Annotated in this window: 10 protein-coding genes; 1 reads left to right on the forward strand and 9 read right to left on the reverse strand. The window is 52.4% G+C overall.

What is annotated here, in order from left to right:
* Nucleotides 1-109: 109 nt before the first annotated feature.
* From bamA to rpsB, 9 genes are all read right to left on the reverse strand, one after another.
* Nucleotides 110-2,527 carry an outer membrane protein assembly factor BamA gene (gene bamA, locus SK58_RS19785; RefSeq protein ID WP_003856172.1) on the reverse strand — a complete coding sequence of 806 codons (2,418 nt, stop codon included), beginning with the start codon at nt 2,525-2,527 and terminating at the stop codon, nt 110-112.
* 31 nt (nt 2,528-2,558) lie between these two features.
* The gene (rseP, locus tag SK58_RS19790) at nt 2,559-3,911 is read right to left on the reverse strand and encodes a sigma E protease regulator RseP (RefSeq protein ID WP_003856174.1); all 1,353 of its coding nucleotides are present in this window, start codon (nt 3,909-3,911) and stop codon (nt 2,559-2,561) included.
* Between the two features lie 11 nt (nt 3,912-3,922).
* On the reverse strand, nt 3,923-4,780 hold the full coding sequence (cdsA, locus tag SK58_RS19795; protein WP_003856175.1) for a phosphatidate cytidylyltransferase: 858 nt from the start codon (nt 4,778-4,780) through the stop codon (nt 3,923-3,925).
* Nucleotides 4,781-4,792: 12 nt separating this feature from the next.
* On the reverse strand, nt 4,793-5,551 hold the full coding sequence (gene ispU / locus SK58_RS19800) for a (2E,6E)-farnesyl-diphosphate-specific ditrans,polycis-undecaprenyl-diphosphate synthase (protein WP_003856176.1): 759 nt from the start codon (nt 5,549-5,551) through the stop codon (nt 4,793-4,795).
* A gap of 185 nt (nt 5,552-5,736) precedes the next feature.
* Nucleotides 5,737-6,936, reverse strand: a complete 1,200-nt coding sequence (ispC, locus tag SK58_RS19805; protein ID WP_023303107.1) for a 1-deoxy-D-xylulose-5-phosphate reductoisomerase — start codon at nt 6,934-6,936, stop codon at nt 5,737-5,739.
* Between the two features lie 92 nt (nt 6,937-7,028).
* Complete coding sequence (gene frr, locus SK58_RS19810; RefSeq protein ID WP_017383739.1) at nt 7,029-7,586, reverse strand: ribosome recycling factor; 558 nt, start codon at nt 7,584-7,586, stop codon at nt 7,029-7,031.
* A gap of 167 nt (nt 7,587-7,753) precedes the next feature.
* Complete coding sequence (gene pyrH / locus SK58_RS19815) at nt 7,754-8,479, reverse strand: UMP kinase (RefSeq protein ID WP_002889306.1); 726 nt, start codon at nt 8,477-8,479, stop codon at nt 7,754-7,756.
* A 149-nt stretch (nt 8,480-8,628) separates the two neighbouring features.
* A complete protein-coding gene (tsf, locus tag SK58_RS19820; protein WP_023303106.1) occupies nt 8,629-9,480 on the reverse strand; it encodes a translation elongation factor Ts in 852 nt (283 codons plus the stop codon).
* 117 nt (nt 9,481-9,597) lie between these two features.
* Nucleotides 9,598-10,323: a 30S ribosomal protein S2 gene (rpsB, locus tag SK58_RS19825; protein ID WP_003856207.1), complete on the reverse strand. Its 726-nt coding sequence runs from the start codon at nt 10,321-10,323 to the stop codon at nt 9,598-9,600.
* Nucleotides 10,324-10,644: 321 nt separating this feature from the next.
* Here rpsB and map point away from each other — a divergent pair, with 321 nt between their 5' ends.
* On the forward strand, nt 10,645-11,439 hold the full coding sequence (map, locus tag SK58_RS19830) for a type I methionyl aminopeptidase (protein WP_015572721.1): 795 nt from the start codon (nt 10,645-10,647) through the stop codon (nt 11,437-11,439).
* Nucleotides 11,440-11,470: the final 31 nt, after the last annotated feature.

Below are 11,470 nucleotides of genomic sequence, written 5' to 3' on the forward strand. Positions count from 1 at the left end.
CATCCCATTGGCACCCGAGGGGTACCGTTCTTTGCGTGGCAAGGCGACCGTGTTACCGATCGCCGGTTGTCAGCGCTACACTGCCAACGCATTCCATTGCAGCGGATTATTACCAGGTTTTACCAATGTTAAACTGGAACTGCTCCGCTTTGTCTCCATCGTATTTCTTAAACGGCTGGGCGTAAGAGAAGACCAACGGCCCCAGCGGTGACATCCATTGTAATGCGATACCTGCGGACATGCGAATGTTGCTCGGATCGCTGTAGTCCGGAACCCCCGCCGCACGCATCTGGGCGGTGTTCTCCCAGTTGGTGTCCCACACCGTACCTGCATCCATAAAGAAGGAGGTACGCACGGAGTTCGCATACTTATCACTGATAAACGGCGTAGGCGTGATGAACTCGAGGCTCGCCACGGCCATAGCGTTACCACCTACTGCGTCATCAGAGCTACATACTTGCTTAGGATCACGGCTTGCGCAGTTATCTTCGTCATTACCGCCGTAATAAACCGCTTTCGGACCAATGTTATTGGACTGGAAGCCACGCACGGTGCTTGAACCACCGGCGTAGAAGTTTTCATAGAACGGCAGTTCTTTGCTCCCAATACCGTCACCATAACCCCAACGGGTACGACCCAGAACAACCCATTTGTGATCTTCATCAATTGGGAAGTAGGACGCCGTATCCAGCGTGACCTTGTAGAACTCGTTATCCGAGCCCGGGATAGTCACTTTACCGTTCAGGTTGACGCGTGAACCTTCCGTCGGGAAGTAGCCACGGTCAAGACGGTTGTAGGTCCAACCGTAGTTGAAGGTGAAGTCATCCGCGGCGAAACCGTTATCATCGCTGGACGTACTCGCCGACTGACCGATGGAGTCCAGGTAACGCCACATCGCCACCTGCGGTTGCATGTTGGACAGGTCGTTATGCACGTACCCTAAACCTGCGCGCAAGGTGTTGTATTCGTTAACCGGGAAGCCGAGCGTACCATCCAGACCGTAACTCTTGTTGGTATACGAGGAGAGGTCCGCGTCGTCCGCTTTAAAGTCGTTATAGAAGATACGACCGCCCAGGCTTACACCGTCAACGGTGAAGTATGGGTTGGTAACGGAGAACTCAGAGTAGGTCTGGTAGTCGTTTTTCGTCCCGTTGATACCGACAGAGTAGCCCGTACCCAGCCAGTTATCCTGCTGAACACCGACCTGGAAGCTCACGCCACTTTCAGTACCGTAACCAATACCGAAGTTGAAGCTACCGGTATTACGTTCTTTAACTTTATAAACAACATCAACCTGATCCGGACGACCTGGTACACGCTGAGTATCGGTATCGACCGTTTCGAAGTAGCCCAGACGGTTCAGACGCTCTTTACCCTGATCTACCAGATCGCTTCCCAGCCATGCCCCTTCCATCTGGCGCATTTCACGGCGCAGAACGGAGTCTTTAGAGGTATCGTTACCTTCGAAGCGGATCTTACGCACGTAGAAGCGGTTGCCCGCATCAACGTTAACGTGCAGCTTAACGGTTTTATCCGTGTCGTTAATTTCCGGCTGCGTTTGCACACGCGGATACGCATAACCATAACGGCCGAGCAGCTTCTTAATGCTGTCTTCCATTTTGGTGACTTTAGATCCGCTGTACAGATCGCCCGGCTGAATTTTGGTCAGAGATTCAATTTCAGCTGAATGTCCTGCCAGGTTGCCGCTGACTTCAACACCCGAAAGCGTGTACTTATCGCCTTCTGTGATGTTAACGGTAATGTAGATACCTTTCTTGTCCGGAGTCAGACTCACCTGAGTTGAATCGATGTTGAAACGGGCGTAACCGCGATCCAGATAGTAGCTGCGCAGGGTTTCAAGGTCACCCGCCAGTTTCTGTTTCTGGTATTTACGATCGCCTACCACGTTCCACCACGGCACTTCGTCACGCAGCTGGAAGTTGGAGATCAGTTCGTCGGTGCTGAACGCGTGGTTACCCACGATGTTGATCTGCTGGATCTTCGCAGAAACACCTTCCTGGAAGACCAGTTTCAGGTCAACACGGTTACGTGGCAGCGGTGTAACAACCGCTTTAACGCTCGCGCTGTATTTACCGACGCTGTAGTAGAAATCTTCCAGACCTTTTTCAATGTCTGCAAGGGTTGTGCGGTCCAGAGATTCCCCCACACGAACACCCGATGCCTCAAGGTTCTGCTTGAGCATGTCGTCTTTCACCGATTTGTTACCGGAGAAAGTGATGCTGGCAATCGTTGGACGTTCTTTTACCTGAACCACCAGCGTATCACCATCGCGCAGGACGCGGACATCCTCAAAGTTGCCAGTGGCAAACAGAGCACGGATGGTGTTACTGATATCTTCATCATTAACCGTATCGCCGGGGCGCACAGGCATACTGAGGAGGGCCGCACCAACGGCGACACGCTGAAGGCCTTCGAAATGAATATCTTTCACTACGAACCCGTCAGCACCGTATACGGTCGCGCTGCTAAACAGCAGCGACGCTATGAGCAACTTTTTCATCGCCATCGTTATTATGCGTTCTTCCTAACTAACTCTCTTACAACCGAGAGAAATCATTGAAAAGTGCAAGCCCCATTAACAGCACCAGCAAAATCGAGCCAATGCGATAACTAAAGTCTTGAACTCGCTCGGATACCGGTCCGCCTTTTAGCTTTTCAATCGCTAAAAACAGCAGATGGCCCCCATCTAATACGGGAAGCGGGAACAGGTTGATTATCCCCAGGTTCACGCTAATCAGCGCAAGGAACATGAGATAGTAAATCACCCCGAACTCCGCTGACATCCCAGCCCCCTGAGCAATCGAAATTGGCCCACTGAGGTTGTTCAGTTTCACATCACCGGTTATCAATTTCCCCAACATGTTGACCGTAAGCTTCATCAGCTGCCATGTTTTATCCGTGGCCTCAACGATGGCGCTAAACGGCCCATACTGGCGTATTGTCTTGTACTCATCTGGCAGTGGGATCACTTTCGGCACAACGCCTGCAAACCCTTCCGCCTTACCGCCGCCCGATTTGGTATCCGGGGTGAGAGTCAGTGAGAGCGAACTCCCCTGCCTTTCCACTTCCAGCGCGAGCGGCTTGCCTGGATTATCGCGCACCAGAGTAACAAAGGTCATCCATTGTGTTAATGGCTGACCATCGACTTTAACGATCCTGTCACCCGCTTGTAAACCTGCTTTACTCGCTGCCGATTTGGCCTGTACTTCGGCTAATACCGGCTCGATCTGCGCGCCGCGCGGTCGAATCCCGAGTGCGGCGACAGGGTCCTCTTTGTCTGGCTCAAAGCGCCAGTGGCGTAAATCCAGCACTTTTTCCTGCCGCTGGTCGGAACCAAATGGCGATACGCTGACGGTTGTCTGCTCATCACCAATTTTGGCAACCAGTTGTAACCTCACGGCATCCCAATCAGGGGTTTCGATACCATCAATCGCTTTAAGTTCCATTCCCGGTGTAATTTGCGCCGTTGCCGCAATAGAACCCGTGGTGATTTCGCCCACGACCGGGCGCACGCCAGGCACGCCGATGATAAACACCAGCCAGTAGGCGAAGATAGCGAAGATGAAATTGGCTACCGGGCCGGCAGCGATGATGGCAGCACGTTGTCCAACAGTTTTATTGTTAAACGCGCGATGGCGAAGTTCCGGGGCGACAGGCTCAACGCGTTCGTCGAGCATTTTGACATAGCCGCCCAGGGGAATCAGAGCAATGACAAACTCGGTGCCATGCTTATCGGTGCGCTTCCAGAGCGATTTGCCAAAGCCAATCGAGAATCGCTCCACCCGCACACCACAGCGCCGGGCAACCCAGAAATGGCCAAATTCATGCACGGTAATCAGTACACCCAGTGCAACAATGAACGCCGCCAGATTCCAGAGAATGCTCAGCATAAAACCTTCCGTTATATCGTCCCAAACACCAGTAAAAGCAGGCAAGCAAATACGGGAACAGCCGCGGTAAGGCTGTCAATGCGATCCAGTATTCCGCCATGTCCTGGAATCAGGTGACCACTGTCCTTAATCCCTGCTTCACGCTTAAACATACTCTCGGTTAAATCACCCAGCACCGATGCCAGCGCCGCGAAAATCGAACATACCAGCAGCGTGGAGGGGGCAACCTCAAGATTCGCCCAGACGCCATAGCCCCAGGAGATAATCGCTGCCGTAAACAGGCCGCCGATGAAGCCTTGCCAGGTTTTGCCCGGAGAAACCTTTGGCGCCAGTTTATGTTTGCCGAACAGTTTACCAAACATATAGGCCCCGGAGTCAGCCCCCCAGACGAGAATCATCACATAAAGCAGCCATATCGCGCCGCTGTAGTGGTTTTCGTCATAGTGCCAGGCGCGCAACGCAACCATACCCCAGAAAAACGGAACAATCGTGAGCAGACCAAAAATAAGGCGCAACACTTTAGAGTTACGCCAGATCGCCGCAGAGCCCGGATAGAAAAGCACTAAAACAAGCGCAGCAATCCACCAGGCCAGCGATATCCATAAGGATCCGGCAACCAGCGGCTGGTGAACATCATGATGATATTCAGGCAAGGTATACAGCATCAGGGCCAGTAAAAAACCACAGAGTACCGCCAGCCATACCCGCTGAGTGCGCGAGGTAAAGCCGCTAAGCTGCCCCCATTCCCACGCGGCGAGCATACACACCACCAGCGTAACAATAGCGAATCCCACCGGAGGCAGTAAAAACAGCGCTGCGATGACGACGGGTATTAATACAAAAGCGGAAATCAGGCGATACTTCAGCAAAAGCTACCCCCATCAGGCGTTATCGCCACCAGGCTCGGTGCCGCCGAAACGACGCTCTCGATTGGCAAAGGCATGCAGCGCACCTTCAAAGTCTTGTTCATCAAAATCTGGCCAAAGAACATCCGTAAAGTAAAGTTCGGCGTAGGCAATTTGCCACAGCAAAAAGTTACTTATGCGATGTTCCCCCCCTGTCCTTATAACCAAATCCACGGGTGCCAGTTCATTCATGCAGATTTGCTGACTCAGCGCCTCTTCATCAATCTGGTCGGGTCTTAACAGCCCTTCCTGAACCTGCTCAGCCAAATGCCGAACCCCCTGGATAATATCCCAGCGTCCGCCGTAATTCGCCGCGATATTGAGCGTCAGGCCGGTATTATTTTCCGTCAGCGCTTCTGCTTTGCGAATCCGTTCCTGCAAACGTGAGTTAAAACGACTGGTTTCGCCAATAATACGCAAGCGGACGTTGTGGCGGTGCAGGCTTTTTACTTCACTATCGAGCGCCCACACGAACAGTTCCATCAACGCAGTCACTTCCTGCGCAGGTCGATTCCAGTTCTCACTGCTAAAAGCATAGAGCGTTAACGCATCAATGCCGTTATTGGCGGCAAAAGAGACGGCGCGGCGAACAGATTTCGCCCCAGCTTTATGCCCAAAGGCTCGTATCTTCCCTTGTCTTTTCGCCCAGCGGCCATTGCCATCCATGATGATTGCAACATGGCGACAGCCATGTGCTGGCAAGTTTTCGCTTATTGGTTGATTCGCAGACAACATAACGCGTTTTTAGTCCCTGAAAGGATTTAACGGTACACAGGAATACTGAAGCCTATACATAAAAAAGCCGTGTCAAACCACGGCTTACCTGACCACTTAAAGCCAAATACCTGCGATCAGGTGGCGCAGACTATATCACTGAAGCCCAACGCTAACAAATAGCACGACGACTAGTGCTTGCTTTATCACCAGCCTGCGAGACGTGTCACCTGTTTACGCGCAACAATGCGTGCCTGTTCATCCACGGCCAGCACCTCTTCGACGCTCTGCGGCTCACGCAAATCCATCATCTCCAGCACGGATAAATTCAACGCGGCGATGTCAGTAAAGCGGATCTGCTGATTCAGGAATGCTTCAACGGTCACTTCATTGGCTGCATTAAGCGCCGTTGTCGCCGCCTGCCCCTGATCGAAGGCCGTCATCGCCAGTTTCAGACAGGGATAACGGTCGTAATCAGGCTCGCTAAACGTCAGTGAACTCAGCTTACAAAAATCGAGAGGCTTAACGCCCGATTTTACGCGGTTTGGCCACGCCATCGTATGAGCAATAGGCGTACGCATATCCGGTTCGCCCAGCTGGGCCAGCACGCTGCCGTCCTGATAGCGCACCATCGAGTGAATCACCGACTGCGGGTGTATCAGCACTTCCATCTGTTTCGCCGACGCATTGAACAGCCAGCGAGCTTCAATGTATTCCAGACCTTTGTTCATCATGGTGGCCGAATCGACGGAGATCTTACGCCCCATTGACCAGTTCGGATGACGACACGCCTGATCCGGCGTCATTGCGCTCAATTCAGACAGTGGCGTTTCACGGAACGGGCCACCAGACCCGGTAAGCAGAATCGACACAACGCCATTCTGCTCCAGGTCAGCGTACCCCAGGTTTTGTTGAAAAGGTTGAGGCAAACTCTGAAAAATCGCGTTGTGTTCGCTATCGACCGGCAAAAGACGCGCCCCACGCTGTTTTACCGCCTCCATAAAGAGGCGTCCGCAGGTGACCAGCGACTCTTTGTTCGCAAGCAGGACATCTTTACCCGCATCAATAGCGGCAAGCGTCGGCAGAAGACCCGCCGCCCCGACGATTGCCGCCATGACCTGATCAACTTCATCAAGCGCGGCCATATCGCACGCCGCCTGTTGCCCGCTGAGTACCTCGGTACGGCAGCCCTTCTCCTGCAACAGCGCTTTCACCTGGCGGGCGCTCTCTTCGTCATCCATCACCGCAAAACGGGGGGTAAACTCCAGGCACTGTTCGACCATTCGCTGCACGTTTTTTCCGGCCACAAGCGCGGCCACGGTGTAGCTGTCAGGATTATGACGTACAACGTCGAGAGTGCTGCAACCGATAGAGCCGGTCGAGCCGAGGAGAGTGAGATGCTTCATGAGATGCCCAAAAGTTAGACCAGATAAAAGCAAAACGCCGCCAGCAAGACTCAATGTCCTTCTGAACGGCGTTTATCAGTGTACAGCGAAAATCAGAACTGCATCAGTTCCGCTTCTTTTTCTGCCAGCGCCGCATCAATTTTCTTGATGGCCGCGTCGGTCATTTTCTGAATGTCGTCCTGAGAACGACGATCGTCGTCTTCGCTGATCTCTTTTTCTTTCAGCAGGGCTTTCACTTTATCGTTCGCATCGCGACGCACGTTACGTACGGAAACACGACCCTGCTCAGCTTCACCACGAACTACTTTGATCAGGTCTTTACGACGCTCTTCCGTCAGCGGAGGCAGTGGAACGCGAATATCCGCGCCGGCTGAGCTTGGGTTCAGACCCAGGTCAGATGCCATGATCGCTTTTTCAACGGCCGGGCTCATTGAGCGGTCGAACACGTTGATTTTCAGGGTACGGGTATCTTCTACCGTCACGCTCGCCAGCTGACGCAGAGGCGTTGGCGTACCGTAATATTCTACGATGATGCCATCCAGCAGGCTTGGGGAAGCACGGCCAGTACGGATTTTGCTGATTTGGTTTTTGAACGCTTCTACGCATTTTTCCATGCGTACTTCAGCATCTTTTCTGATGTCGTTAATCACGTTACGGATCCTTGAAAACTTGTCTCAGGCAGACTATCCGCCAGCACAGCGCTACAGGTGTGCTAAGTATAGTCGCGTTTAATTCATGACAACGCCAAAGGCGCGCCCGGGTAAGATACCACGTCGAAATAAAGCGGAATCTTACCTGTATTTATCGCCGACGGAAATTATTCCGTGATCAAAGTGCCTTCTTTTTCGCCCATAACAACGCGACGCAGTGCGCCAGGCTTGTTCATATTGAAGACACGGATCGGTAGTTTGTGGTCACGAGCCAGCGTAAAGGCGGCAAGATCCATCACTTTCAGCTCTTTTTCCAGCACTTCGCTGTAGGTCAGCTGATCGTACATGGTCGCTGAAGGATCTTTTGCCGGGTCGGCAGTAAACACGCCATCTACTTTGGTCGCTTTCAGCACCACATCGGCTTCGATTTCGATACCGCGCAGGCAGGCTGCGGAATCGGTGGTAAAGAACGGGTTACCCGTACCGGCGGAGAGGATCACCACGCGGTTGTTGCGCAGCAGGCTGATGGCCTCTGCCCAGCTGTAGTTATCGCATACGCCATTCAAAGGAATAGCGGACATCAGGCGAGCGTTCACATAGGCGCGATGAAGCGCATCACGCATCGCCAGGCCATTCATCACGGTTGCCAGCATACCCATGTGGTCGCCCACTACGCGGTTCATCCCCGCTTTCGCCAGACCAGCACCACGGAAAAGGTTGCCACCGCCAATGACCACGCCAACCTGAATACCCAGTTCGACCAGTTCTTTGATTTCCTGTGCCATGCGATCAAGGATGCTTGCGTCAATACCGAAGCCTTCCGATCCTTGCAGCGCTTCGCCACTCAGCTTAAGCAGAATGCGTTTGTACACGGGTTTTGCATTGGTAGCCATGTTTCTTTCCTGAGACTGTCAACGATTAAGATGGGGTTAATTCTGGCGACATGATATGTCGCAAATCAGCACAGCGATACTGGAGCCTGTCTGATTTCGTGAGACGGGTGACAAAAAGAAGCCGCCCTCAGGCGGCTCCTTTTCAATCATTAAGACTGCTTGGACATTGCAGCAACTTCTGCTGCGAAGTCAGTCTCAACTTTCTCGATGCCTTCGCCCACTTCGAAGCGGATGAAGCCAGTTACATCAGCGTTGTGCTCTTTCAGCAGCTGAGCAACAGACTTGCTTGGATCCATTACGAAAGGCTGGCCAGTCAGAGAAACTTCGCCGGTGAATTTCTTCATGCGGCCTTCAACCATTTTCTCTGCGATTTCTTTTGGCTTACCAGACTGCATCGCGATGTCCAGCTGAACCTGGTACTCTTTCTCTACCACTTCAGCAGACACGTCTTCTGGCTTAACGAATTCTGGTTTGCTTGCAGCGATGTGCATTGCCAGCTGTTTAACCAGCTCTTCGTCAGCGCCTTTAGCCGCAACCAGAACACCGATACGCGCGCCGTGCTGGTAAGAGCCCAGAACATCGCCTTCCAGGGAAGAAACGCGACGGATGTTGATGTTCTCACCGATTTTAGCAACCAGCGCTACACGCTCTTCTTCGAACTGTGCTTTCAGAATTTCAACGTCAGTGATTTTGCCTGCAACCGCTGCGTCCAGAACTTTGTTAGCAAATGCCTGGAAACCAGCATCTTTAGCAACGAAGTCAGTCTGGCAGTTAACTTCCAGGATGATGCCGTAGTTGCCGTCGATTTTGGTGATGATCACGCCGTCAGCAGCAACGTTGCCTGCTTTCTTAGCTGCTTTGATCGCACCGGATTTACGCATGTTTTCGATTGCCAGCTCGATGTCGCCGTTCGCTTCGGTCAGCGCTTTTTTGCAATCCATCATGCCTGCGCCAGTACGCTCACGCAGCTCTTTTACCAGGGATGCGGTAATTTCAGCCATTCTTAAATCCTCGGGAGATGTGAACTGCCCGGCCGGGAGCCAAACAGTATAAATTGAAAAAAGGGGCCGATAATGGGCCCCTATTCATACACGGTACTAATAAGGGGTAAAACCTTATTATTCAGCTTCTACGAAGCTTTCTTCCGCCTGAGAAGCCAGATCCTGGGAACGGCCTTCACGAACGGTAGCAGCTACAGCGCTCAGGTACAGGCTAACAGCACGGATTGCGTCGTCGTTACCCGGGATAACGAAGTCAACACCGTCCGGATCGGAGTTGGTATCAACGATAGCGAATACCGGGATACCCAGGTTGTTAGCTTCTTTGATTGCGATGTGCTCGTGGTCTGCATCGATTACGAACAGCGCGTCTGGCAGGCCGCCCATATCTTTGATACCGCCCAGGCTGTTTTCCAGCTTGTCCAGTTCACGAGTACGCATCAGCGCTTCTTTCTTAGTCAGCTTATCGAAAGTACCGTCCTGAGACTGGGTTTCCAGATCTTTCAGGCGCTTGATGGACTGACGAACAGTTTTCCAGTTGGTCAGCATGCCGCCCAACCAGCGATGGTTCACGAAGAACTGGTCGCAGCTGTTAGCAGCATCTTTCACAGCTTCGCTTGCAGCGCGCTTAGTACCAACGAACAGAATCTTACCTTTACGGGAAGAGATCTTGTTCAGCTCAGCCAGGGCTTCGTTGAACATTGGTACAGTCTTCTCAAGGTTGATGATGTGAACTTTGTTACGTGCGCCGAAGATGAAAGGCTTCATTTTCGGGTTCCAGTAACGGGTCTGGTGACCGAAGTGAACACCAGCCTTGAGCATGTCGCGCATGGAAACAGTTGCCATGTTTAAAACCTCTATATTGAAAGTTGGGGTTATGCCTCCACGTATCCCATATTACCGACCCCGAAGGGCACCCCGGAATATGTGCCGATACGTGTGTGTTGTTACACAAAGTGAGATTTGTCGCTCCCGTCCAGCCTGTGTATCTGAGATGGATCGGAAGTCCGGCGCGCTTTATATCACAAAACACGGCCAGAAACCAATAATTGTTGGCGGAGTGTGCTGTTAATGATTCTCAATTTGGCACGGGGTGCGCCTGACTGATACCATTGACAACACTTACACTAGTATTGTCGAAAAAATCGACACCGATGGACAGATTACATGGCTATCTCTATTAAGACACCTGAAGAAATTGAAAAGATGCGCGTCGCCGGTCGTCTGGCCGCGGACGTGCTGGAAATGATCGAGCCGTTTGTGAAACCGGGCGTCAGCACTGGCGAACTGGATCGCATCTGTAACGACTATATCGTCAACGAGCAGCACGCGGTCTCCGCCTGCCTTGGCTATCACGGTTTCCCGAAATCCGTCTGCATCTCTATTAATGAAGTGGTTTGCCACGGCATTCCGGATGACGAGAAGCTGCTGAAAGATGGCGACATCGTCAACATCGACGTGACCGTGATTAAAGACGAGTACCACGGCGACACTTCTAAGATGTTCATCGTTGGCAAGCCAACGATTCTGGGCGAGCGTCTGTGCAAAGTGACGCAAGAGAGCCTCTACCTGGCGCTGAAAATGGTGAAGCCGGGCATCCGCCTGCGCACCATCGGCGCCGCAATCCAGAAATTTGTGGAAGCGGAAGGTTTCTCCGTGGTGCGCGAATATTGCGGTCACGGTATTGGTCGTGTGTTCCATGAAGAACCGCAGGTTCTGCACTACGATGCAGACGACGGCGGCGTAGTGCTGCAAAAGGGCATGACCTTCACTATCGAACCAATGGTCAACGCGGGTGATTACCGCATCCGTACCATGAAAGATGGCTGGACGGTAAAAACCAAAGACAGAAGCTTGTCTGCTCAGTACGAGCATACTATTGTGGTTACAGACAACGGCTGCGAAATTATGACGTTGCGCAAGGATGACACCATCCCGGCGATACTGACGAACATTGAGTGATAAGAAGCCGGCGAATGCCGGCTTTTTTAAT

It is taken from the genome of Enterobacter sp. BIDMC93, assembly GCF_001037805.1.
Classification (GTDB): domain Bacteria; phylum Pseudomonadota; class Gammaproteobacteria; order Enterobacterales; family Enterobacteriaceae; genus Enterobacter; species Enterobacter hormaechei_C.

Excerpts from the sequence above, each read along its gene's own strand:
- ispU (WP_003856176.1), bottom strand. The coding sequence starts at position 5,551 with ATGTTGTCTGCGAATCAACCAATAAGCGAAAACTTGCCAGCACATGGC.
- map (WP_015572721.1), top strand. The coding sequence starts at position 10,645 with ATGGCTATCTCTATTAAGACACCTGAAGAAATTGAAAAGATGCGCGTC.
- rseP (WP_003856174.1), bottom strand. The coding sequence starts at position 3,911 with ATGCTGAGCATTCTCTGGAATCTGGCGGCGTTCATTGTTGCACTGGGT.
- bamA (WP_003856172.1), bottom strand. The coding sequence starts at position 2,527 with ATGGCGATGAAAAAGTTGCTCATAGCGTCGCTGCTGTTTAGCAGCGCG.
- rpsB (WP_003856207.1), bottom strand. The coding sequence starts at position 10,323 with ATGGCAACTGTTTCCATGCGCGACATGCTCAAGGCTGGTGTTCACTTC.
- pyrH (WP_002889306.1), bottom strand. The coding sequence starts at position 8,479 with ATGGCTACCAATGCAAAACCCGTGTACAAACGCATTCTGCTTAAGCTG.
- ispC (WP_023303107.1), bottom strand. The coding sequence starts at position 6,936 with ATGAAGCATCTCACTCTCCTCGGCTCGACCGGCTCTATCGGTTGCAGC.
- tsf (WP_023303106.1), bottom strand. The coding sequence starts at position 9,480 with ATGGCTGAAATTACCGCATCCCTGGTAAAAGAGCTGCGTGAGCGTACT.